Source organism: Sphingomonas melonis (assembly GCF_013409985.1).
GTDB classification, from domain to species: domain Bacteria; phylum Pseudomonadota; class Alphaproteobacteria; order Sphingomonadales; family Sphingomonadaceae; genus Sphingomonas; species Sphingomonas melonis_A.
Map to the genome: position 1 here is coordinate 95258 of NZ_JACCBY010000001.1, position 21712 is coordinate 116969.

The 21712-nt window shown below is 68.9% G+C and carries 23 protein-coding genes and 1 tRNA gene; 12 read left to right on the forward strand and 12 right to left on the reverse strand.

The annotated features are described in order from the left end of the window. Nucleotides 1–79 precede the first annotated feature (79 nt). The 7 genes from HD841_RS00485 to HD841_RS00515 all read right to left on the reverse strand — a co-directional run bounded on the left by HD841_RS00485 (nt 80) and on the right by HD841_RS00515 (nt 4627). Nucleotides 80–1219 (reverse strand): murein hydrolase activator EnvC family protein, encoded by a 1140-nt coding sequence (locus HD841_RS00485; protein WP_373562943.1) that lies wholly within the window; start codon nt 1217–1219, stop codon nt 80–82. Nucleotides 1220–1353: 134 nt separating this feature from the next. Next, nucleotides 1354–1776 carry a 23S rRNA (pseudouridine(1915)-N(3))-methyltransferase RlmH gene (locus tag HD841_RS00490; protein ID WP_179508031.1) on the reverse strand — a complete coding sequence of 141 codons (423 nt, stop codon included), beginning with the start codon at nt 1774–1776 and terminating at the stop codon, nt 1354–1356. Between the two features lies 1 nt (nt 1777). Further along, nucleotides 1778–2122 carry a ribosome silencing factor gene (gene rsfS, locus HD841_RS00495; protein ID WP_218845377.1) on the reverse strand — a complete coding sequence of 115 codons (345 nt, stop codon included), beginning with the start codon at nt 2120–2122 and terminating at the stop codon, nt 1778–1780. A 58-nt stretch (nt 2123–2180) separates the two neighbouring features. After that, entirely contained in the window at nt 2181–2801 is a 621-nt protein-coding gene (locus HD841_RS00500; RefSeq protein WP_179506945.1) for a nicotinate-nucleotide adenylyltransferase, read from the reverse strand. Continuing rightward, nucleotides 2798–3082 (reverse strand): type II toxin-antitoxin system RelE/ParE family toxin, encoded by a 285-nt coding sequence (locus HD841_RS00505; RefSeq protein WP_179506946.1) that lies wholly within the window; start codon nt 3080–3082, stop codon nt 2798–2800. Before HD841_RS00505 ends, HD841_RS00500 begins: the two co-directional genes overlap by 4 nt. Next, nucleotides 3079–3333 carry a hypothetical protein gene (locus HD841_RS00510; protein WP_179506947.1) on the reverse strand — a complete coding sequence of 85 codons (255 nt, stop codon included), beginning with the start codon at nt 3331–3333 and terminating at the stop codon, nt 3079–3081. The genes HD841_RS00505 and HD841_RS00510 overlap by 4 nt, the downstream gene beginning before the upstream one ends. Nucleotides 3334–3364: 31 nt before the next feature. Next, a complete protein-coding gene (locus tag HD841_RS00515; protein WP_179506948.1) occupies nt 3365–4627 on the reverse strand; it encodes a glutamate-5-semialdehyde dehydrogenase in 1263 nt (420 codons plus the stop codon). A gap of 61 nt (nt 4628–4688) precedes the next feature. On the opposite strand from HD841_RS00515, the gene HD841_RS00520 reads away from it, so the two are divergent. Beyond that, nucleotides 4689–5759 carry a DUF3667 domain-containing protein gene (locus tag HD841_RS00520; protein ID WP_179506949.1) on the forward strand — a complete coding sequence of 357 codons (1071 nt, stop codon included), beginning with the start codon at nt 4689–4691 and terminating at the stop codon, nt 5757–5759. 611 nt (nt 5760–6370) lie between these two features. On the opposite strand, the gene HD841_RS00525 is transcribed toward HD841_RS00520, so the two are convergent. Then, nucleotides 6371–8056, reverse strand: coding sequence for a class I adenylate-forming enzyme family protein (locus HD841_RS00525; protein ID WP_179506950.1), 1686 nt, complete (start codon nt 8054–8056; stop codon nt 6371–6373). Nucleotides 8057–8121: 65 nt separating this feature from the next. On the opposite strand from HD841_RS00525, the gene lgt reads away from it, so the two are divergent. The 8 genes from lgt (at nt 8122) to HD841_RS00565 (ending at nt 16951) form a co-directional block, all read left to right on the forward strand. Then, complete coding sequence (lgt, locus tag HD841_RS00530) at nt 8122–9030, forward strand: prolipoprotein diacylglyceryl transferase (protein ID WP_179506951.1); 909 nt, start codon at nt 8122–8124, stop codon at nt 9028–9030. A gap of 276 nt (nt 9031–9306) precedes the next feature. Next, entirely contained in the window at nt 9307–10308 is a 1002-nt protein-coding gene (locus HD841_RS00535; RefSeq protein WP_179508033.1) for a class I SAM-dependent methyltransferase, read from the forward strand. Further along, nucleotides 10305–10814, forward strand: coding sequence for a GNAT family N-acetyltransferase (locus HD841_RS00540; RefSeq protein WP_179506952.1), 510 nt, complete (start codon nt 10305–10307; stop codon nt 10812–10814). Before HD841_RS00535 ends, HD841_RS00540 begins: the two co-directional genes overlap by 4 nt. 8 nt (nt 10815–10822) lie before the next feature. Then, entirely contained in the window at nt 10823–11572 is a 750-nt protein-coding gene (gene pgeF, locus HD841_RS00545; protein ID WP_373562905.1) for a peptidoglycan editing factor PgeF, read from the forward strand. 232 nt (nt 11573–11804) lie between these two features. Beyond that, nucleotides 11805–13130, forward strand: coding sequence for a cystathionine gamma-synthase family protein (locus tag HD841_RS00550; RefSeq protein ID WP_179506954.1), 1326 nt, complete (start codon nt 11805–11807; stop codon nt 13128–13130). Between the two features lie 349 nt (nt 13131–13479). Further along, the gene (locus HD841_RS00555) at nt 13480–14493 is read left to right on the forward strand and encodes an adenosine deaminase (protein WP_179506955.1); all 1014 of its coding nucleotides are present in this window, start codon (nt 13480–13482) and stop codon (nt 14491–14493) included. Then, nucleotides 14493–15008, forward strand: a complete 516-nt coding sequence (locus HD841_RS00560; protein ID WP_179506956.1) for a phosphoribosyltransferase — start codon at nt 14493–14495, stop codon at nt 15006–15008. Before HD841_RS00555 ends, HD841_RS00560 begins: the two co-directional genes overlap by 1 nt. 140 nt (nt 15009–15148) lie before the next feature. Next, the gene (locus HD841_RS00565; RefSeq protein WP_179506957.1) at nt 15149–16951 is read left to right on the forward strand and encodes an aminopeptidase P family protein; all 1803 of its coding nucleotides are present in this window, start codon (nt 15149–15151) and stop codon (nt 16949–16951) included. 8 nt (nt 16952–16959) lie between these two features. On the opposite strand, the gene HD841_RS00570 is transcribed toward HD841_RS00565, so the two are convergent. Next, nucleotides 16960–17103, reverse strand: coding sequence for a hypothetical protein (locus tag HD841_RS00570; protein WP_179506958.1), 144 nt, complete (start codon nt 17101–17103; stop codon nt 16960–16962). Nucleotides 17104–17186: 83 nt separating this feature from the next. Between HD841_RS00570 and HD841_RS00575 the strand changes: the two genes are divergently transcribed. Continuing rightward, nucleotides 17187–17261: transfer RNA gene (locus HD841_RS00575), tRNA-Thr, on the forward strand. A gap of 546 nt (nt 17262–17807) precedes the next feature. Further along, nucleotides 17808–18827, forward strand: a complete 1020-nt coding sequence (locus tag HD841_RS20915) for an OmpA family protein (protein ID WP_218845338.1) — start codon at nt 17808–17810, stop codon at nt 18825–18827. 159 nt (nt 18828–18986) lie between these two features. Here HD841_RS20915 and HD841_RS00585 read toward each other — a convergent pair whose 3' ends face one another. The 3 genes from HD841_RS00585 to HD841_RS00595 form a co-directional block, all read right to left on the reverse strand. Continuing rightward, nucleotides 18987–19889, reverse strand: coding sequence for a sigma-70 family RNA polymerase sigma factor (locus HD841_RS00585; RefSeq protein ID WP_179506959.1), 903 nt, complete (start codon nt 19887–19889; stop codon nt 18987–18989). Continuing rightward, entirely contained in the window at nt 19882–20334 is a 453-nt protein-coding gene (locus HD841_RS00590) for a carboxymuconolactone decarboxylase family protein (protein ID WP_179506960.1), read from the reverse strand. Before HD841_RS00590 ends, HD841_RS00585 begins: the two co-directional genes overlap by 8 nt. 106 nt (nt 20335–20440) lie before the next feature. Then, nucleotides 20441–21175, reverse strand: a complete 735-nt coding sequence (locus HD841_RS00595; protein ID WP_179506961.1) for an SDR family NAD(P)-dependent oxidoreductase — start codon at nt 21173–21175, stop codon at nt 20441–20443. An 83-nt stretch (nt 21176–21258) separates the two neighbouring features. Here HD841_RS00595 and HD841_RS00600 point away from each other — a divergent pair, with 83 nt between their 5' ends. After that, entirely contained in the window at nt 21259–21651 is a 393-nt protein-coding gene (locus tag HD841_RS00600; RefSeq protein WP_179506962.1) for a winged helix-turn-helix transcriptional regulator, read from the forward strand. The last annotated feature ends 61 nt before the right edge of the window (nt 21652–21712 follow it).

Here is a 21712-nt window from a genome sequence, read left to right on the forward strand (position 1 = left end):
GACAGGGCTCGTTTAGCCGCTTTCTCGGGCCGGAGCAAAGCGCAGCGCGGCTGAATACAGGCTGACTTGGCGGACCGGTTCAGCCGAGCAGCGCGGCGATGTCCATCGGCCGGCCGCGGCGGCGCAGCTCGACGGTGACCTGCGGCTCCTCGCCCGTCGCGGCGCGGCCGAGCGGCGCGCCGGCGGCGACGCGCTGGCCGACGCGGACCTGCGGCGCGGCGAGGCCGGTGACGAGGCTGGTCCAGCCATCGCCATGGTCGATGATGACGATGCCGCGATAGCCGCGAAACGCACGGGCATAGCGGACGATACCACCGGCGGGCGCGCGCACCGCGGCATTGGGCGCGACCGCGAAGGTCAGGCCGCGCGCGCGCACGCCGGAGTCGGACAGCTCGTCGAGCCCGGTCACCAGCCGGCCGCGCACCGGCAGGCGATAGACGCCGTGGAGCGGCGGCGGCGCGACGCTGCCGGCGGCGAGCGGGCGCGGCAGCGGCCCCGGCAAAGCGGCGAGCTCGGTCGCGGTCGCGCTGGCGATCGCGCCGGCATCGAGCGAATCGATGAGGTCGCGGGCGCGTTCGCCGAGCGCCAGCGCGCGATCCGATTCGCTCATCGCGTTGCGGCCGAGCGCCTGGCTGCGCCGGCGGTGATCCGCCTCCAGCCGGGCAAGCGCGGTCCGGTCCGCCTCCAGCCGGATGCGGCTCTGCCGCAGCGCCGCGGCGGCCTGTGCGGCATCGGCCTGGAGCGAGCGGGTGGCGGCGATCGCCTGGCGCACCGCATCGGTCCGCGCCCGCACCACCGGCAGCGCGCCGCCGAGCACGGCGCGGACATGGACGAGATCGTCGACCGATCCCGGCTGCGCGATCGTGACCAGCGCGGGGCGGCGGGCGAGCGCGGTCAGCGCGGCGAGCAGCCGCGCGACCGGCGCCTGCTGCGCGGCAAGCCGGCCCTGCTGGTCGGCGAGCAGTTGCGCGGCGATCGCCTGCCGTGCGCGCGCGGCGGCGAGGTTCGCCTCCGCGACGGTGACGCGGGCGGCGAGCGCGGCCTCCTCGGCGCGCGCCTTGTCGGCGGCGTCGCGCTCGGCGGCGGCATCGCGCGCGAGGTCGCTGGCGCGCGCGGTGGCGAGCGCGGCATCGCGCCGGGCGGCGGCGAGGCGCTGGCGCTGGTCGGGCAGCGTCTGACCCTGCGCCGGGAGCACGAGGGCGAGCAGCGCCAGGCACAGGGCAGCGCGGCCGCGCGCGCCCGTCCGGCATCGCGCGGCGTTCCCCCGCAGCGGGCCGACCGTGCTTCCGATAGCGATCGGCGGAGACCCGCCCGAGGCGCGGCGGGGTGCGCGCAGGAGCCTGACGGCCACCGTCACCCCTCCCGGTGGTAGGGGTGCCCCGCGAGGATCGACGTCGCGCGGAACAGTTGCTCGGCCAGCATCGCCCGCGCCAGCATATGCGGCCAGGTCGCGCGGCCGAACGAGAGCAGCAGGTCCGCCTCGGCGCGCTCGGCATCGCCGAAGCCGTCCGCCGCGCCGATCATGAAGCGCACCTCGCGCGTGCCGGTGTCGCGCCAGCGCTCCAGCCGGCGGGCGAAGTCGAGCGATCCCAGCACCTCACCCTTCTCGTCGAGCAGCACGCGCACCGTCTGCGGCTCGAGCGCCGGCATCTTGCCGCCGGTGTCGGGCAGTTCGGTGACGCGCGTCGGCCAGACGATCCGCTTGAGGTAGCGCGTCACCAGCTCGGCCTCGGGCGAGCGCCCGATCCGTCCGCGCGCCACGACGTGGAGTAGGATGTCAGGCCTCGGGAGCGGGAACGGGCAGCGGCTTCAGCGACGACGACACGGTATCGCCGAACTGCCACATCCGTTCCAGATTGTAGAAGGTGCGCACCTCCGGCCGGAACAGGTGGACGATGACGTCGTTCGCGTCGATCAGCACCCAATCCGCGGTCTGGAGGCCCTCGATCCGCACGCTCCGCTTGAATTCCGCCTTGATCTTCTCGGCGAGCTTGTTCGCCATCGAGGCGACCTGGCGCGTCGAACGGCCGCTGGCGATCACCATATGATCGGCGATCGTCGATTTGCCGGCGAGCGGGATGGTGATCACTTCCTCGGCCTGGTCGTCTTCGAGGGACGCCATGATCAGCCGGTGCAGAGCCTCGACTTCGGCCGGATCGGCCGGACGCACGGCATGGGGGTTAGTCGCCAAGGGGACTCCTGGGTTGCTGGGCCGGGTGGCGCCGGTGCCAGTCGGGATCGGCCGCACGGGCCGCGGTAGCGGAGGTAGGGTCGGGGCGGAAGCGCAACAGCACGAGTGCCGGCAATCTCCACATCGTCCAATGCTTCGCGTGACTTGCGGGCCGTTGGAAGCGCCGCAGCCAACCCATGGCGACGCTCGCCCGGGCCTGTCGCTCATACCCCGGACGGGCGATCACCGCAATCGGCATCGTGCGTGCGATCTCACGCCAGCCGCGCCAGCGATGGAATTGCGCCAGATTGTCCGCCCCCATCAGCCAGATGAACTGGCGATGCGGATAGCGGCGCTGCAATTTGCGCAGCGTGTCGACGGTATAGCGGGTGTGCAGCCGCGCCTCGATATCCGTCGCGCGGATCGGCGCGCGCCGCGCCTGCCGCTTCGCCGAGGCGAGCCGCATCGCCAGCGGCGCCATGTCGCTGACCCCGTCCTTCAGCGGGTTGCCCGGCGACACCAGCCACCAGGCCTCGTCGAGATCGAGCGCGCGGATCGCAGCGAGCGTGATCGCGCGATGCCCGCGATGCGCCGGGTTGAACGACCCGCCGAGAATGCCGGTGGGGGTCAAGGATCGGTACGCCAGTTCTCATGAGCATGCCGCATGCGCAGGATTTGGACGCCGTCGTCCGTTATGCGATAAATCAAAAGATAGTCCGTGTGCTTGATCCGCCACTTGCGGGAAGGCCCGCCGAAAACGCTCCCCGCACATGGATAGTCCGCGAGGAACCGTGCCGCGGCGACCGCAGCCTTACCGATCCGATAGGCGTAATCCGGATTGATTCCCTGATAATAGTCATCCGCACGAACCAGATCGGCCTTCGCGCGTCGCGTCCATGATGCCACCCTCATTCGGCAGCGGCGGACCGGTATCGCGCCTCGAACCACGCTTCCATATCGTCTTGGCCGATGAGTTCACCGCGATCCGCGGAATCGACACCTTCCTGCACGAACGCAGCGAGGTCCGTATCCATCCGCACCGCCGTAGCAAGTACATCGCGAATATAGTCGTCAACGGGCATGTGCCGCCATGCGGCAGCGGCGTACAACGCGGTTCGCAGCGACTCGTCCATATCGAGCGAGATGATCGGCCGCTGGTCCATGATCCCAAGCTATGCCCTGTGGGCGGTGAGATCAACCGCGCACCTGCCCCGTCCCCCGCCCGATCCATTTGTACGTCGTCAGCCCCTCCAGCGCGACCGGCCCGCGGGCATGGAGGCGGCCGGTGGCGATGCCGATCTCGGCGCCCAGCCCGAACTCGCCGCCATCGGCGAATTGCGTCGACGCGTTCCACAGCACGATCGCGCTGTCCACGCCGGCGAGGAAACGCTCGGCGATGCCCTCGTCCGCCGCGACGATCGCGTCGGTATGGTGCGAGCCATAGCGCGCGATATGCGCCATCGCGCCGTCCACGCCGTCGACCAGCGCGACCGAGGCGATCGCGTCGAGATATTCGGTGTCCCAGTCCGCCGCATCGGCCCGCGCGATCCCCGGCACCAGCGCGACGATCCGGTCGTCGCCGCGTATTTCGCATCCCGCGTCGCGCAGCGCTTCGACCAGGGCGGCGGCGTCGGCGAAGTCGCGATCGATCAGCAGCGTCTCCATCGATCCGCAGATGCCGGTGCGGCGCAGCTTGGCGTTGACGACGATCTCCCGCGCCATCGCGGGATCGGCGGAGCCGTCGACATAGACGTGGTTGATGCCGTCGAGATGCGCCAGCACCGGCACCCGCGCCTCCGCCTGGACGCGCGCGACGAGGCTCTTGCCGCCGCGCGGCACGACGAGGTCGATGACGCCGTCCGCGGCGAGCATCGCGCCGACCGCGGCGCGATCGGTGGTCGGCACCAGCTGCACCGCGTCCGCCGGCAGTCCGGCGGCGGCGAAGCCCGCCGCGAGCGCCGCGTGGATCGCGCGGTTGCTGTGCACCGCCTCGGACCCGCCGCGCAGGATCGCGGCATTGCCCGCCATCACGCAGAGCGCCGCGGCGTCGGCGGTCACGTTGGGACGCGATTCGTAGATGATCCCGATCACCCCGATCGGCACGCGGACGCGGCTGAGCTGCAGGCCATTGGGCCGTTCGCTGCGATCGATCACCTGCCCGACGGGATCGGCGAGCCCCGCCACCGCCTCGACCCCCGCCGCCATCGCGGCGATGCGGCCGGAATCGAGCCTGAGCCGGTCGAGCAGCGCCGCCGACAGGCCGCGGCCCTCGCCCGCCGCCATGTCGCGCGCGTTGGCGGCGTGGATCGTCGCCTCCGCATCGCGCAGCGCCGCGGCGGCGGCGCGCAGCCCGGCGGCCTTGGCGGCGGTCGGCAGCCCGGCCAGCGTCGCTGCGGCGATGCGCGCGCGCCGTCCCATCTCGGCGATCAATTCGGTCGGATTCTCTGTGTCGGCCATAAGGTTCGTTACCACGATCTGCCCTCTCGCGCCATGATCGCACTCTTGCTACGTCCATGACATGTCGGGGGATATCACAGCAGCAGCGACGCTCATCACCGGTGCGCGCGGCGCGCCGGCATCGGCGGCGCAGGCCGGGGGCGGCGATCATGGCACGGCGGAAGAGCTCTGCCTCAATTGCGGGACACGGCTGATCGGCGCGCATTGCCATGCCTGCGGGCAGAGCGGCCATGTCCACCGCAGCGTCGGCGCGATCGGTCACGAGATCGCGCACGGCGTGTTCCATTTCGAAGGCAAGATCTGGCGGACGCTGCCGATGCTGCTGTGGCGGCCGGGCGACCTGACCCGCCGCTACGTCGCCGGCGAGCGCGCGCGCTTCGTTTCGCCGCTGGCGCTGTTCCTGTTCACCGTCTTCCTGATGTTCGCGACGATCAGCGCGATCGGCGGCGACATCGCCGAACTGGTCACGCCGGAGCGGATGAACGGCGACATCATGGGCCTCGCCCGCGGTGCCGAACAGGCGCAGCAGGAACTGGTCGCCGCGCAGGCCCGCCGCGCCAAACTGGTCGCTGCCGGCCGGCCGACGCAGAAGATCGACCAGGAGATCGCCTCGCTGCGCACCGCGGTGTCCGCGCTGCGCCGGGTCAAGGGCGGCGCGGCGGCGGATACGCCGTTCACCCTCGCCAATACCGAGACGGGCTGGCCGAGCCTCGATCATGGCCTGCAGAAGGCGAACAGGAACCCCGGCCTCGCGCTCTACAAGCTGCAATCGAGCGCCTACAAATACAGCTGGCTGCTGATCCCGATCTCGACGCCGTTCGTCGCGCTCTTGTTCCTGTGGCGGCGGCGCTTCGGCCTGTACGACCACGCGATCTTCGTCACCTATAGCCTCGCCTTCATGATGCTGATGGTGATCGCGCTGATGCTGCTCGGCGTCGCCGGCCTGAGCAGCGACTGGATCGTGCTGGCGGTGATCGCGCTGCCGCCGCTCCACATGTACCGCCAGTTGCGCGGCGCCTATCGGCTGCGCAAGCGATCCGCGCTGTGGCGGACGGCGGTGCTGCTGATCTTCGCCTGGGCGGCGCTGCTCACCTTCGTCACGCTGCTGCTGATGCACGGACTGACCGACTGACGCGGGCTGCCGTTTATCCCGAGCCTGTCGAAGGATCTGCTGCCCTCGCCACGCCCGGCACGAACGCCGGTGCCGGGACGGGCGCCTGGGCAGGATCGATATTCACCGGTGGACTATGACACTTCCTCCCGCCTGAGGAAGGGCTATCGCATATGGCCGCGGCGATGAGGCTCGACCGGCTTCCCCCTCGTATCCGTCACCCCGGACGTGTTGCGGGGTCCACCGGGCCACAAGAGAACGGCGGCTCATCAAGCCTTCTTCCTCGCCGCAGAGTGGACCCCGGAACACGTCCGGGGTGACGGAGGGGGGTAGGTCAGATCGACATTCAGCCCAATTCCTCCCCGCCGAGAGGGCGGGCTATCGCATATGGCTTCGCTGATGAGGTTCCACCGGCCTCCTCCTCGTATCCGTCACCCCGGACGTGTTGCGGGGTCCACTGGGCCACAAGAGAACGGCGTCCCATCAAGCCTTTCTCCTCGCCGCAGAGTGGACCCCGGAACAAGTCCGGGGTGACGGGGAATTAGAAGGCCGCGGACCCAACGAACGTCCACATGCAACAGCCCTGACCTGCCGGGGTAGGCGTTTTCTCCCTCGCGTGAAGTCGATCCGGCTTAGGCCGCCACCAGCGCGCGATAGGTCGCCCGCAACGCGACCTTGTCGATCTTCTCCGTGCCCAGTCGCGGCAGCGGCGCGTCGGCGATCCAGATGCGCGTCGGCACCTTGAAGGCGGCGATATGGTCGGCGAGGAAAGCCTGTAGCGCCGCTTCGGTCAGCGTCTCGCCGTCGCGTGGCTGGACGACCGCGCCGGGCACCTCGTCGAAACGCGCGTCGGACAGGCCGAACACCGCCGCCTCCGCAACCGCGGGATGCGTGTACAGCGCCGCTTCGACCTCCTGGCACGAGATGTTCTCGCCGCCGCGTATGATGATGTCCTTCTTGCGGTCGACGATGAACAGATAGCCGTCCTCGTCGAGATAGCCGATGTCGCCGGTGCGGAAATAGCCGTCGGCGGTCATGCATGCCGCGGTCGCGTCGGGCCGGTTCCAATAGCCGAGGAAGTTGCAGATCGACCGGATCGCCACCTCGCCGCGCGCGCCCTGCGCCACGGGCGCGCCGGCATCGTCGAGGATCGCGAGATCGACCAGCGGCGGCGAGGCGCGGCCGGCGCTGTTCGGCTTGGCGAGATAGTTGGTGCGCCAATTGCCGGTGCCGACCGCATTGGTCTCGGTCAGCCCGTAACCGATCAGCGGGGCGCCGCCGCCCATCTCGGCATCGATGCGGCGGACGTGCTCGACCGGTCGCGGCGCGCCGCCGGCAGCAAAGTCGGTAACGGTCGACAGGTCGTAGCGCGCGCGATCGGGATGGGTCAGGATCTCGAAGCTCATCAGCGGCACGCCGACGAAATAGCTGATCCGCTCCTGCGCGATCAGCCGCATCGCCTCGCCGGCGTCCCATTTGGGCATCAGCACCAGCTTGCGCCCCATCGCGAAGCTTTGCAGCAGCACCGGCACTTCGGCGGTGACGTGGAACAGCGGCAGCGTCAGCAGGGTCGAGGGCTGTTCGGTCGGCGCCTTGCCGTCCTGCGCGGCGATGCCCAGCATCGTCAGCGCCTGCGCGAGATAGTTGAAGACCCCCTGGATGACGGCGCGATGGTCGCACAGCGCGCCCTTCGACTGGCCGGTCGAGCCCGAGGTGAACAGGATCGTCGCATGATCCTCCGCGCCCACCGCGGGCAGCGGCATGTCGGGCTGGCCCGCCGCGGTGACCGGGCCGAGCGCCTGCGCCAGCGGCAGCGTGTCGTCGATCGTCACCACCGGCGCGGTGACGCCGGCGAGTCGCTTCGCGCGCGGCGCATCGGCGAAGACCAGCGCGCAGTCGACCTCCTGGATCGCCCCGGCCAGCTCCTCCGCCTGCCACCAGCCGTTGAGCAGGGTCGCGACGCCGCCCGCCATCACCACGCCCATGTAGAGCACGATCCACGACGGCGAGTTGCGCATCGCGATGCCGACGCGGTCGCCCCGCGCGATGCCGTGAGCGGCGATCAGCGCCCGCGCGACCCCGGTCGCGACGCCATGAACCTGCGCGAAGGTCAGTCGCTCGTCGCCCGAGACGAGGAAGGTCTTGTCGGCATGTTCCTGACAATAATGGGCAAAATACAGGGGGAGCGAGGGCGGCGCGGCGGTGATGATCGGATAGTCGCGGCCGTCGCGCTGTACCGTGCCGAGCGGCAGCATGCCGCCGGGGGCGGTCAGCGCCGCCATGGTCGCGTCCATGCGCACGTCGAGCGTCGTCCTCATATCTCTCTCCGCTTGGTCTTGTGCCTTTGGCCCACTATGCAGACGGCAAACCCTGGGGGAAAGCCTTGATCCTGCCGTTGCTCGCCGCTGCCGCCCCCACCGCCGTCTCGGCGGGCGGCGGCCACATCCGTTTCGCCGATCTGGGGCTCCACCCCGACATCTTCTCGATCGGCTTCTTCACTTTGCGCTGGTACAGCCTGGCCTATATCGCCGGCATTCTCGTCGGTTGGTGGTATCTGCTCAAGCTGCTCGCCCAGCCCGGCGCGCCGATGGCGCGGCGCCATGCCGACGATCTCGTCTTCTACGCGACGCTCGGCATCATCCTCGGCGGTCGAATCGGCTATGTGCTGTTCTACGCGCCCGAGATGCTGCTCCACCCGATCCGCATCCTGCGGCTGTGGGACGGCGGCATGAGCTTCCACGGCGGCGTGATCGGCACGTCGATCGGGATCATCCTCTTCGCGCGCAAGCACAAGCTCGATTGGCTGCGGGTCCACGATTACATCGCCTGCGTCGTGCCGTTCGGGCTGTTCTTCGGCCGGCTCGCCAATTTCGTGAACGGCGAATTGTGGGGCAAGCCCGCCGACGTGCCCTGGGCGATCGTGTTCGAGCGCACCGTGCCGTTCGACGTGCCCGAGCCGGCGCGTCACCCGAGCCAGCTCTACGAAGCGGGCCTCGAGGGGATCGTGCTGTTCGCCATCCTGTGGTTCGCCTTCTGGCGGACCAAGGCGCGCTACCAGCCGGGCAGGCTCGTCGGCCTGTTCGTGCTCGGCTATGGCATCGCGCGGTTCATCGTCGAATTCTTCCGCGAACCCGATGCGCAGTTCCGCGGCTCGTTCATCGAGGCGACCGGCATCCATATGGGCCAGTGGCTGTGCGTGCCAATGATCGTCGGCGGCCTGTACCTGGTGTTGACCGCACCGGAGCGCCGCACACGGGTGGAGCCGATCGCGGGGACGGAGAGCGTGGCGTAGGGGCTTCGCCTTTCGTTTGTTCGCCGTTTCCCCCTTACGCGTCATTCGGCGAACGCCGGAACCCATGGATACGATGTGACCCGCGACGGCGCGCGCTATCAGCCGCCCGCGACCATGGGTCCCGGCGTTCGCCGGGATGACGATGGGTTGGGAGGTTGGGACCGCCCCTAAGCCCTTGCGCCGCCCCCTCCGCGCCGTCATCTCGGCGGCGTGACCGACACCCCCACCGCCCCCCTTCCCGATCGCCTCGCGCGCGCCATCACCCTCGCCGGACCGATGCCGGTGTCGCAGTTCATGGCCGCCGCCAACGCGCATTATTACGCGACGCGCGATCCGTTCGGCGCGCGCGGCGATTTCGTCACCGCGCCCGAGATCAGCCAGATGTTCGGCGAATTGATCGGCCTGTGGTGCGCCGATCTGTGGGACCGCGCGGGCCGGCCGGACGTCGCCTGGGTCGAGCTCGGCCCCGGCCGCGGTACGCTCGCCGCCGACGCGCTGCGCGCGATGGCCAAGGCGGGGCTCACCCCGCCGGTGCATTTCGTCGAGACCAGCCCGCTGCTGCGCGCCGCCCAGGCCGAGCGGGTGCCCGGCGCCACCTGGCACGACGGCACCGACACGCTGCCGACCGACATCGCACTGATCGTCGTCGCCAACGAATTCTTCGACGCGCTGCCAATCCGCCAGCTCGTCCGCCGCAGCGCTACTGACCAAGGCGGCGGCTGGCACGAGCGGCTTGTCGCCTGCCAGGATACGTTGTTCCTGCCGATCGCGGGCAAGCCGGTGCCGATCGAGGTGCTGCCCGAGCCGCTGCGTGACGCGCCCGCCGGATCGGTGCTGGAGATTTCGCCGGCCAGCGTCGCGGTAATGCAGGCGCTGGGGCAGCGCATCGCCGCGCAGGGTGGCGCGATGCTGACGATCGATTACGGCTATGAAGGGCCGGCGCTCGGCGAGACGTTGCAGGCGGTGCGCGGCCACGGCTTCGCCAATCCGTTCGAGACGCCGGGCGACAACGATCTGTCCGCACACGTCGATTTCACCACGCTTGCCGCGGCGGCGCAGGCGGCGGGGGCCGTCGCCTGGGGGCCGGTGACGCAACGCGACCTGCTCGGCGGGCTGGGGATCGACGGCCGCGCCACCGCGCTGGCACGCCATACGCCCGAGCGGACCGAGGCGATCCTCGCCGACCGCGCACGATTGATGGGAGACATGGGTATGCTGTTCAAAGCTCTGGCGGTGACGCACCGGGACTGGCCGACGCCGGCGGCATTCGGCGCATGACCGCGACGCTGCGCACCCCGACGGTTGCCGATGCCGACGCGATCGCGGGCGTGATGGCGGATTGTTTCACCGCGACCTTCGGCCACCTCTACGATCCCGCCGATCTGGCGGAGTTCCTCGATTCGCTGACGCTGGAGAGCTGGCGCGAGGAACTGGCCGATCCGGCCTTCGCCTTCCTGCTCGCCGAGGACGACGGCGTGGCGGTCGGCTTCGCCAAGCTGGGGCCGCACGCGCTGCCGGTCGAGCCGGCGGGGTCATCGATCGAGTTGCGTCAATTGTACCTGCGCGAATCGCAGCATGGCAGCGGCCTGGCGGCCCGGATGATGGACTGGGTGATCGCCACCGCACGCGCCCGCAGGGCGGACGAGCTTTTCCTGTCGGTCTATGTCGACAACCATCGCGCGCGGCGCTTCTACGAACGCTATGGCTTCGAGGAGATCGGCGTCTACACCTTCATGGTCGGCAACCATGCCGACGAGGATCATCTGATGCGGCTGGCGCTGTGAGTGTCGAGGTGATCCGCGCGCGCCGGCTGGGCGACGTGCCGCACGGCTTCCTCGGCCGGCTCGGCGGCGTGTCGGACGGGGTGGTCGCGGGGCTCAACGCCGGTTTGGGTTCGGCCGACGATCCCGCTGCGGTCGCCGAGAACCGCCGCCGTGCCGCCGCCGCGGTGCTGCCCGGCGCGGCCTTGCTCGGGCTCTACCAGATCCATTCCGCCGAGGCGGTGATCGTCACCGCACCGTATGACGACGCGGCGAGGCCGCACGCCGACGCACTGGTCACCGACCGGCCGGGCCTGCTGCTCGGCATCCTCACCGCCGATTGTGCCCCGGTGCTGTTCGCCGATCGCGACGCCGGTGTCGTCGCCGCCGCGCATGCCGGCTGGAAAGGCGCGCTCGGCGGCGTCACCGATACGACGCTTGCCGCGATGGAGTCGCTGGGCGCGCGGCGCGAGCGGATCGTCGCCGCGATCGGCCCGTGCATCGCGCGCGCCTCCTATGAGGTGGAGGACGGCTTCCTGCGCGCCTTTGCCCGCGAGGAGGCGGCGAACGAGCGCTTCTTTGCCGACGGGCGCGCGGGCCATCACCAATTCGACCTCGAAGCCTATGTCATGCATCGGCTGGCGGAGGCGGGCGTGACGCGGATCGAGGCGCTCGGGCTCGACACCTATGCTGACGAGGACCGTTTCTACAGCTTCCGCCGCGCGACGCATCGCGGCGAGGCGGATTACGGGCGGCAGATCAGCGTGATCGGAGTGGGGTAAGGTCTCGTCGCCCGCGCCCACCCCCTTTCGTCATCCCGGCGAACGCCGGGACCCATGGTTGCGGGCGGCCAATGATACGCGCCATCGTCGGCGACATCGTGTCCATGGGTCCCGACTTTCGTCGGGATGACGGATTGGGGGGTGGACCGGGCACCTCCCGCCAATTCCAGCCGCAAACTGGTGTCATCGGTTACGATCCGCGGCTATGCTCTTCGCCATCAAGGAGAAGACCATGCCCGACGAAGCAGAACTGACCGGCGCCGGCGGCACCCCGAGCCCGGCCGCGATCGATATCGGCGTCGAGAAGATCGGCGACCGCAAGCTGCGCCCCTCGACGATGATGATGGGCCACGGCTTCGACCCGGCGCTGTCGGAAGGCGCGCTCAAGCCGCCGATCTTCCTCACCTCGACCTTCGTCTTCCCCAATGCCGCCGCGGGCAAGCGCCATTTCGAGGGCGTCACCGGCAAGCGGCCGGGCGGCGCCGACGGCCTCGTCTATTCGCGCTTCAACGGCCCGAATCAGGAAATCCTCGAGGACCGGCTCGGCATCTGGGAAGAGGCGGAGGACGCGCTCGCCTTCTCCAGCGGCATGTCGGCGATCGCCACGCTGTTCCTCGCGATGACCAAGCCGGGCGACACGATCGTCCACTCCGGCCCGCTCTATGCGGCGACCGAGACGCTGATCGGCCGCATCCTCGGCAAGTTCGGGGTCAAGTGGCTCGACTTCCCCGCCGGCGCGACCCGCGAGGAGATCGACGCGGTGATGACCGAGGCCAAGACCGGCCATGTCGCGCTGATCTACCTCGAAAGCCCCGCCAACCCTACCAACGCCTTAGTCGATATCGAGGCGGTGGCGGCGAGCCGCGACGCGATCTTCGCCGATGCCGACGAAAAGCCGCCGATCGCGATCGACAACACCTTCCTCGGGCCCTTGTGGCAGCAGCCGCTGCGCCACGGCGCCGATATCGTCGTCTACAGCCTCACCAAATATGCCGGCGGGCATAGCGACCTCGTCGCGGGCGGCGTGCTCGGCAGCAAGGCGCACATCAATACGATCCGCTCGATGCGCAACACGATCGGCACGATCTGCGATCCGCACACCGCGTGGATGCTGCTGCGCAGCCTCGAAACGCTGGAACTGCGGATGAGCCGCGCCGGCGAGAATGCGGTCAAGGTCTGCGCCTTCCTGCGCGACCATCCCAAGGTCGAGCGCGTCGGCTATCTCGGCTTCCTGCCCGATACGCCGGGGATGGAGCGCCAGGCCGACATCTACCGCCGCCATTGCACCGGCGCGGGCTCGACCTTCTCGCTGATCGTCAAGGGCGGCGAGGCGGAGGCGTTCCGCTTCCTCGACGCGCTACGCATCGCCAAGCTCGCGGTGTCGCTGGGCGGTACCGAGACGCTCGCCAGCCATCCCGCGGCGATGACGCATCTGTCGGTGCCGGAAGAGCGCAAGGCCGCGCTGGGGATCACCGACAATCTGGTCCGCATCTCGATCGGCGTCGAGGATGCCGACGATTTGATCGCCGACTTCGACCAGGCGCTCAACGCGATCTGACGGGCGGGCGCGGCGGCCCGGAGAGTGGTGCGCGCAGAGGCGCAGAGGACGCAGAGGGCCACGCCCTCTGCGCCGAAGGCGCTCTTACGACGGGGGCGCGTAACCTGCCCTGGATCACGCGCACCATCTCTGCGTCCTCTGCGCCTCTGCGCGAAAATGGAATCACGCGAAGACGCGAAGACGCGAAGAGGTCGCGCCGCAGGCTATCTCGCCTTCCTATCTAAAGGGGAACAGGCCACGCCAGCGGCAAGCGGGACACCTTCGCGTCTTCGCGCCTTCGCGTGAATCTTCCTTGTCCCTCCCCCGGCCCCGCCTTGCCCCGATGCGGTAATGCCACGATGATAAGCGGATGCCCGATCTCGCCACCTTCATCACCGGCCTGCCCAAGGCGGAGCTGCACCTGCATATCGAGGGCAGCCTCGAACCCGAACTGATGTTCGCGCTCGCGCAGCGCAACCAGGTCGCCATCCCCTTCGCCAGTGTCGAGGAGGTGCGCGCCGCCTACCGCTTCACCCGCCTGCAGGACTTCCTCGACATCTATTATCAGGGCGCCAACGTCCTGATCCGGCGTGAGGATTTCCGCGACCTCGCGATCGCTTATTTCGACCGCGCCGCCGCCGACGGCGTCGTCCATGCCGAGATCATGTTCGATCCGCAGACGCATCTCGCCCGCGGCGTGGCGTTCGAGACGGTCATCACCGGCCTGCTCGACGGCATCGCCGATGCCGAGGCGCGCCATGGCATGAGCGTGGCGCTGATCCTCTGCTTTCTGCGCCACCTCGACGAGGCGGACGCCTTCGCCACGCTGGAGGCGGCACGGCCGTGGCTCGACCGGATCGCCGCGGTCGGGCTCGATTCGTCCGAACTCGGCCACCCGCCGGAGAAATTCGCCCGCGTCTTCGCCGCGGCGCGCGCCGCCGGGCTGCGGCTGGTCGCGCATGCCGGCGAGGAGGGGCCGCCCGACTATGTCCATCAGGCGCTCGACCTGCTCGGCATCGACCGGCTCGACCATGGCAACCGCAGCCTCGAGGACCCGGTGCTCACCGCGCGGCTGGCGCGCACCGGCATGACGCTCACCGTCTGCCCGCTGTCCAACCTCAAGCTTTGCGTCGTCGACGCCATGACCGACCATCCGATCGACCGCATGCTGCGCGAGGGGCTGCGCGCGACGATCAATTCGGACGATCCCGCCTATTTCGGCGGCTATGTCGCCGCCAATTACCAGGCCGCCGCGGAAGCACGCGACCTCAGCCGCGCCGACCTCGCGCTGCTCGCGCGCAACAGCTTCCTCGGCTCGTTCCTGCCCGACGAGACGGTGGCGGCGCATCTCGCCACGCTCGACGCCTATGTGGCGGCGCGGTGATGCCGGTCTTCACCCATATCCCGCACGCGGACTTCGTCGCCGCGGTCCATGCCCTCGCCGGCGCGGTGCGCGACGGCGACTGGACGCCCGATTTCATCATCGGCATCGGCCGCGGCGGCCTCGCCCCCGCCGTCTACCTCAGCCACGCCACCGGCCTGCCGATGCTCTCGGTCGATTATTCCAGCCAGGTGAAGGAATTCGCCGAGGCGCCGCTGATCCGACTCGCCGAGCGGACGCGTGCCGGCGAGAAGCTGCTGTTCGTCGACGACATCAACGATTCGGGCCGGACGATCGGCCATATCCGCAAGACGCTCGCCGGCGCCGGTGCCACCGCGGCGGTGCTGCGCTTCGCGACGCTGATCGACAACGTCAGCTCGGCCGAGCGCGTCGATTACGCCGCCCGCACGATCGACCGGCGCGACACCAAGGACTGGTTCGTCTTCCCGTGGGAGGCGGTCGCGCCGCAACAGTCGCTCGCCGACGATGCCGCCGAAGTCCCCGACCGGATCGCCTGAGCTATACCCCCTTTACACATGATGCCGCCCTTCCCCGTTCGTGCTGAGCTTGTCGAAGCACCTTGAGTCTCAAGCCCTTCGACAGGCTCAGGGCGAGCGGGGTTTGGCCGTTGCCATGCCCCAACCTATGGAACACCCTCATGACGCCCCATAACGCCCGCCTCGCCGCGCTCCGCACCGAACTCGCCCGCCTCGGGCTCGACGGCTTCGTCGTGCCGCTCACCGACGAGCATATGAGCGAATATGTCGGCGCCTATGCGCAGCGGCTCGGCTGGCTGACCGGCTTCGGCGGCTCGGCGGGCAGCGCGGTGGTGCTCGCCGACCGCGCCGCGATCTTCACCGACGGCCGCTATACGTTGCAGGTGCGCGAACAGGTGTCGGGCGACGACTGGACCTATGTCCCGGTGCCGCAGGAAAGCGTCGCCGGCTGGCTCGCCGCCCATGTCGGTGACGGCGCGCGCATCGGCTATGATCCGTGGCTGCACACCAGCGGCTGGGTCAACGACACCGCCGCCGCACTCGCCGACCGCGATGCGACGCTGGTGCCCGTCGCCGCCAATCCGATCGACGCGGTGTGGCACGACCGCCCCGCGTCCTCGCCCGCGCCGCTGGCCGCGCACGACGACGCCTATGCCGGCGAATCCTCCGCCGCCAAGCGCGCCGGCATCGCCGACTGGCTGGCCGAGCAGCGCGCCGATGCAGTGGTGCTGACGGCGCTCGATTCGATCGCCTGGGCGCTCAACGTCCGCGGCGGCGACGTCGCGCACACGCCGGTCGCCCTGTCCTATGCGATCGTCGGCAGCGACGGCACCACCGACCTGTTCATCGCGCCCGAGAAGATCGACGATGCGGTCCGCCAGCATCTCGGCAACGCCGTCCGCCTGCATGATCGCAGCGCCTTCGCCACGGCGCTCGGCGGCTATGCCGGCAAGCGCGTCGCCGCCGATCCCGAGCGCGCCGTCGCCGCGATCTTCGATGCGCTGGCCGCCGCGGGCGCCAGGGTGCTGCCGCTGCGCGATCCCGTCGTCCTCGCCAAGGCGCGCAAGAACCCGGTCGAGGTCACCGGCCACCGCGCCGCCTCGATCCGCGACGGTGCCGCGCTCACCCGTTTCCTGCGCTGGGTCGAGATCGAATGCCCCAAGGGCGGCGAGACCGAACTCTCCGCCGCTGCCCGCCTGCTCGCCTTCCGCGAGGAGACCGGCCTGCTGCTCGACACGTCGTTCGATACGATCTCGGCGACCGGCGCGCACGGCGCCAGCCCGCATTATCACGTCACCGAAGACTCGAACGCGCCGATCCGCGCCGGCGAGCTGTTCCTGATCGATTCGGGCGGCCAGTATCGCGATGGCACCACCGACGTCACCCGCGTCATGCCGATCGGCGCGCCGACGCCCGAGATGCGCGACCGCTTCACCCGCGTGCTCAAGGGCCATATCGCCATCGCCACCGCGATCTTCCCCGACGGCACCTGCGGCGCGCAGATCGACGGCTTCGCCCGCCGGCCGCTGTGGGAAGCGGGGCTCGACTTCGGCCATGGCACCGGCCACGGCATCGGCAGCTATCTCGCGGTCCACGAGGGGCCGCAGCGGATCGCCGCGCCCAATTACCCCGGCGGCGCCTCGCTCGAGCCACTGCGCGTCGGCATGATGCTGTCCAACGAGCCGGGCTATTACAAGGCCGGGGAATACGGCATCCGCATCGAGAACCTGCTGCTCACCGTCCCGGTCGCAGTGGCCGGCGGCGACCGCGATCGCCCCATGCTGGGGTTCGAGACGCTCACCTTCGCGCCGATCGAACGGACGCTGATCGACCCCGCGCTGCTCACCCGCGACGAGCGCGACTGGCTCGACGCCTATCATGCCGAGGTGCTCGCCCGCATCGGCCCCGAACTGGCCGAGGCTGACCGCCAGTGGCTGGCGGCGAAATGCGCGCCTATCGGCTGACCGGCGGATCAGGCGTCGGGCGTCACAGGCTTTTCGCCGTCGTCGCGCGCCGGTTCGGCCTGCGCCGCGGCGCGCGCCTGCGCCTTGCGCCGGTGCAGGTTCGCCCGCAATTGTGCCGCCAGCCGCTGCGCCCGTTCGTCCTTGTCCGCCATGCTATCTGCCTAGCCGCGACGACAAGCGCTTGACAATGCGTTCCGGGTCGTCTCTAGGCGCACCTCGCCCGAACGGGTCGAGTGCTGCCGTAGCTCAGTGGTAGAGCGCATCCTTGGTAAGGCTGAGGTCGTGAGTTCAATCCTCACCGGCAGCACCATTTTTCGACAATCTGACATTCCCCTGCCGGGGGCACGGCCGCTGATCGGGGCGTTACGACGCGTGTCCATGTGACAGTGCACTGCGCGTCGTAACACTTGGCCCGGTCTTGCATCGAGACAGCCTCGCGCACGCAAGCTGTTGCCGGCGATATCTTCGCCCATGCGCCCAGCCGAAAATCAGCCGGATTCAGTCTGTTATTCCACGTTGGTTTACAGCGTGCAAACCGTCTGTGTAAGCAATGCCGGCGGGCAACAGATCAAGACATCCGCGCGACTACAAGCCTATTTCGAAATTTTCCCGGAACTTGAGATGATTTCGTGCCCATCTCCTCTCTGTATCTCGAGCGCCTCGGATGGCTCGTTGCAAAACGCCATGAATGCCGCGGCCGACCCGGATTCCCGCTCGGACACATCGACAGTTACATGGCCGCAGATGTCCTGCCACAATCCGGAATACTGAAATATATTTGATTTTGAACAGAAACAACGAGAGGCAGGCCTCTCCGAATCTCCATGGTTTTCGTCTCTAGCTAAGGAGCGACTCTGTGAAGAAAGTAGCAGCGGCAACGTGGGTCGTCGCGATCACCTTGGGTCTGGCCGCCTGCAAGAAGCAGGAACAGGCGCAGCAAGGCAACGCTCTTGCGGTCATGTCGAATGGTGCTCAGGACCATCAATCGCAACAGCCAGCAGCCGGCAAGGCGTTCGATCCCGCCAGCCTGCCGGTATCAACCGCGCCGCTGGGTGACTTCCCGTATATCTCGCTCCCCAGCGGATATGTGACACCGAGAGCGCCCGACGTGATCGATTTCGATCAGGTGCCGTTCTGGACCGGAGATCATCTGCAGCCCGTGGAGGGACGGATCTGGTCGGGCTACATCAACACTGTCGAAGGCAAGCAATTCTCCGCCCTGGAATTGGAGCGCAACATCGAAGCCGTGGTCTCTTCGCTGGGTGGAAAAAAGATTTTTGACGGCAAAATTCCTAAGGACGCAACAGACAAGATCGGAGAATGGCCGCACAATGTTGCGCAGAAGTACAACGATGGGTTAGGAAGTATTTATAACGAGGCGAGTCAGGTCTTCGTCATCCACCGCGCCGATCGCGATATCTGGATACACCTGAACAGTTCGGAATTCAGCGGCGGCATGCTGATCGCCGAGACCAAGCCGTTACAGATTACGGCCAAAATTCTGCCCGCCAGCGCACTGAAGGCGCAAATCGACAAGACCGGCAAGGTCGCGTTGCACGTCAACTTCGCCACCGACAAGACCGACATTCTTCCTGATTCGCAGCCACAGATCGAGCAGGTGGTGCAATTGCTCAAGCAAGATCCGGTACTGAAGCTGGCGATCAACGGCTACACCGATGCCACGGGCGATCCGGCGCACAACAAGACGCTATCGGAAGGTCGGGCCAAGGCCGTCGCAGCCGCGATCATCGCCAAGGGCATCGATCGGAACCGCCTGTCTGCCGCCGGTTTCGGCGATGCCGATCCGGTCGCCGACAATGCGACCGAAGAGGGCAAGGCCCAAAACCGCCGAGTGGAACTCGTTAAACGGTCCTGAGCCTCGTCACATTGCGGGCCACCGGCATGCCGGCGCAACCGGTGCAGCGTAGACCAACGCTGCACCGGATCGGCGTAACCGACGGGCACATGCCCATCCGTCTGCCGGCGCAGGTGGCTCAGCTTGCCAACCTGGCTGCGACGGCGCGTGCCCACCGCGTCAGGCATCCCGTTCCTGGTTATCGGACAGCCCGGTGCCCTCCGACGCGCGGAGCGCCGCCGCGACATGGCGCAGCTTGTCGGGGTTGCGGACGATGTAGATCGCCGCGATCCGGCCGTCGCGCAGGTCGAGCGCCGTCGTCTGGAGCACGCCGCCGCGCTCGCGACTGACATAGCCCGGCAGGCCGTCGATCATCGTCCAGCGCAACAGTTCGACCGGCGCATCGCGATGCTTGCGCCGCAGCCCGGCGAACAGGCGCAGCGCGCGGTCGAGGCCGCGGATCACGTTGCGGAACGCCGGCACTCGCCCGCCACCGTCGGCGTGGATCGTCACATCCTCCGCCAGCAAGGCCGACAAGGCGCTCGCGTCGCCATCGCGCGACGCCGCGAAGAAGGCGCTGGCGATGCGCGCCGCCTCGGCGTGATCGACGCGATAGCGGGGCCGCGCCTGCGCGACGTGGCGGCGCGCCCGCGAGGCGAGCTGGCGCACCGTCGCCGGTGACCGGTCGAGCGCCTCCGCCACCGCGGACAGCGCCACGTCGAACACGTCGTGCAGCAGGAAGGCGGCGCGTTCCAGCGGCGACAGGCGTTCGAGCGCGAGCATCAGCGTCAGGGTGAGATCGTCCGCCACATCCTCCGGCTCGCTGGTGCCGAGCAGCGGCTCCGGCAGCCATGCGCCGACATAGGTCTCGCGTCGCACCCGCGCCGATTTGAGATGATCGAGGCACAGCCGCGTGACGACCCGCGTCAGCCACGCCGCCGGCGCCGCCACCCCGTCGGCGCGGGCCCAGCGCAGCCAGGCGTCCTGCACCACGTCCTCCGCCTCGGCCAGCGAGCCGGTCATGCGATAGGCGAGGCGGAGCAGCCGCGGCCGCTCCGCCTCGAATGCGGGCGCGTCAGCCATCGTCCACCGGATGCGGCACGCGGAAGCCGACCTGCACGCGGTTCCAGGTGTTGATCGCCCCGATCGCCATCGTCAGCCAGACCTGTTCGCCCGGCGTGAATACCGCCGCCAGCGCCTCATAGTCGGCATCGGGTGCCTGCGTCTCGGGCAGGTGTGTCAGCGCCTCCGCCCAGCCGAGCGCCGCCCGTTCGCGCTCGCTGTACAATGACGATTCGCGCCATGCCGTCAGCATGTAGAGGCGCAGTTCGGTCTCGCCATGGCGGCGCAGATCGGCCGAATGCATGTGCAGACAAAAGGCGCAGCCGTTGATCTGCGACACGCGGAACCTGACCAGTTCGAGCAGCGCATGGTCGAGCCCGCTGTGCGTCAGGCTTTGTTCGAGCGCCATCATCGCCTTCACCGCCTCGGGGACGAGCGCGTGGGGGTTGCGGATACGCGGTGTCATCATCGATCTCCTCGGCGCGGGTGTGCGCCCGGAAGACAGACGAGGCAGGCCGGGCCGGTGTGACATGGCCGGCCGCCCGGACGCCTCGGCTCCGGGCGGCGCGTGCTCAGATCTGCGCCATGCCGCCGTCGACGAACATCTCGCTGCCGGTCATGAAGCTGCTGTCGTCGGATGCGAGGAACGCCGCCGCCGCTGCGGTCTCGGCGGGTTCGCCGAGCCGGCCGAGCGGCGTTGACGCGCCCATCGCCTCGAACGCCTCCGCGCCGACCACGTCGAGCGCCAGATCGGTACGCGTCGGCCCCGGCGACAGCACGTTGACGCGGATGCCGGTGCCCCGCAAATCCTGTGCCCAGCTCCGCGCAAAATTACGGACCGCCGCCTTGGTCGCGCTGTAGACGCTGAACTGCGGCGTTCCCATCACGCCGGTGGTCGAGCCGGTGAGGACGATCGATCCCCCCGCGCGCATCAGCGGCAGGGCTTTCTGGACGGTGAACACCAGCCCCTTCACGTTGACGTCGAACAATGCGTCGTAATGCGCCGCGGTGATGTCGCCGAGCGCGGCGAAGGCGCCGGTGCCGGCGTTGGCCAACACGATGTCGAGCCCGCCGCGCTCGGTGCGCACCGTGTCGTAGAGGCGGTCGAGATCGCCGAGGTCGCTTACCGAGCCGCGAACCGCACGCGCCTGGTCGCCGAGCATCGCCGCCGCGCTGTCCAGTGCCGCCTGCCGCCGTCCGAAGATATAGACGAACGCGCCTTCTTCGATGAACCGTTTGGCGGCGGCCAGCCCGATGCCGCTGCCACCACCCGTTACCACCGCCGTTTTACCCTGCAACCTGTTCATGTCGTATCTCCCTTGAAGGTACGGCACAGCTGGCAGCACACCAACCTATCGACAAGTATGCACCTTTTGGTAAGTACCCGCAGATGAGTGATCTTTCTTCACCCCCCGCCTTTTCCTGCGGGCTCGACGCGACGCTGCGGATCATCGCCGGCAAGTGGAAGCCGCTGATCGTCTATTTCCTGTTCCAGTCGCCCAGCCGCTATGGCGAATTGCGCCGCGCGGTGCGCGGGGTCAGCGACAAGATGCTGATCCAGCACCTGAAGGAGCTGGAGGCGGACGGGATCGTCAGCCGCCACGATCATCAGGAGGTACCGCCGCGCGTCGATTACACGCTGACCCCGCTCGGCCGCAGCCTTGCGGCGGCGCTGGCGCCGCTGTGCGCCTGGGGATCGGAGAACATGGCCGAGGTGACGCGCGTCCTCGCCGAGCGGGAGCAATGGGGCCGCGCTGCCGAACAGACGCCCCATCATTCTTGACACCGGCGACCAAGCGACCGACGATCCGTCCGAATTGGACGATGCCCGGCCGCGCCTTGCG

Excerpts from the sequence above, each read along its gene's own strand:
- rsfS (WP_218845377.1), bottom strand. The coding sequence starts at position 2,122 with ATGGCGTCCCTCGAAGACGACCAGGCCGAGGAAGTGATCACCATCCCG.
- HD841_RS00505 (WP_179506946.1), bottom strand. The coding sequence starts at position 3,082 with ATGAGGGTGGCATCATGGACGCGACGCGCGAAGGCCGATCTGGTTCGT.
- HD841_RS00510 (WP_179506947.1), bottom strand. The coding sequence starts at position 3,333 with ATGGACCAGCGGCCGATCATCTCGCTCGATATGGACGAGTCGCTGCGA.
- HD841_RS00515 (WP_179506948.1), bottom strand. The coding sequence starts at position 4,627 with ATGGCCGACACAGAGAATCCGACCGAATTGATCGCCGAGATGGGACGG.
- HD841_RS00520 (WP_179506949.1), top strand. The coding sequence starts at position 4,689 with ATGTCGGGGGATATCACAGCAGCAGCGACGCTCATCACCGGTGCGCGC.
- HD841_RS00525 (WP_179506950.1), bottom strand. The coding sequence starts at position 8,056 with ATGAGGACGACGCTCGACGTGCGCATGGACGCGACCATGGCGGCGCTG.
- HD841_RS00535 (WP_179508033.1), top strand. The coding sequence starts at position 9,307 with ATGCCGGTGTCGCAGTTCATGGCCGCCGCCAACGCGCATTATTACGCG.
- HD841_RS00540 (WP_179506952.1), top strand. The coding sequence starts at position 10,305 with ATGACCGCGACGCTGCGCACCCCGACGGTTGCCGATGCCGACGCGATC.
- HD841_RS00550 (WP_179506954.1), top strand. The coding sequence starts at position 11,805 with ATGCCCGACGAAGCAGAACTGACCGGCGCCGGCGGCACCCCGAGCCCG.
- HD841_RS00555 (WP_179506955.1), top strand. The coding sequence starts at position 13,480 with ATGCCCGATCTCGCCACCTTCATCACCGGCCTGCCCAAGGCGGAGCTG.
- HD841_RS00560 (WP_179506956.1), top strand. The coding sequence starts at position 14,493 with ATGCCGGTCTTCACCCATATCCCGCACGCGGACTTCGTCGCCGCGGTC.
- HD841_RS00565 (WP_179506957.1), top strand. The coding sequence starts at position 15,149 with ATGACGCCCCATAACGCCCGCCTCGCCGCGCTCCGCACCGAACTCGCC.
- HD841_RS00570 (WP_179506958.1), bottom strand. The coding sequence starts at position 17,103 with ATGGCGGACAAGGACGAACGGGCGCAGCGGCTGGCGGCACAATTGCGG.
- HD841_RS00585 (WP_179506959.1), bottom strand. The coding sequence starts at position 19,889 with ATGGCTGACGCGCCCGCATTCGAGGCGGAGCGGCCGCGGCTGCTCCGC.
- HD841_RS00590 (WP_179506960.1), bottom strand. The coding sequence starts at position 20,334 with ATGACACCGCGTATCCGCAACCCCCACGCGCTCGTCCCCGAGGCGGTG.
- HD841_RS00595 (WP_179506961.1), bottom strand. The coding sequence starts at position 21,175 with ATGAACAGGTTGCAGGGTAAAACGGCGGTGGTAACGGGTGGTGGCAGC.
- HD841_RS00600 (WP_179506962.1), top strand. The coding sequence starts at position 21,259 with ATGAGTGATCTTTCTTCACCCCCCGCCTTTTCCTGCGGGCTCGACGCG.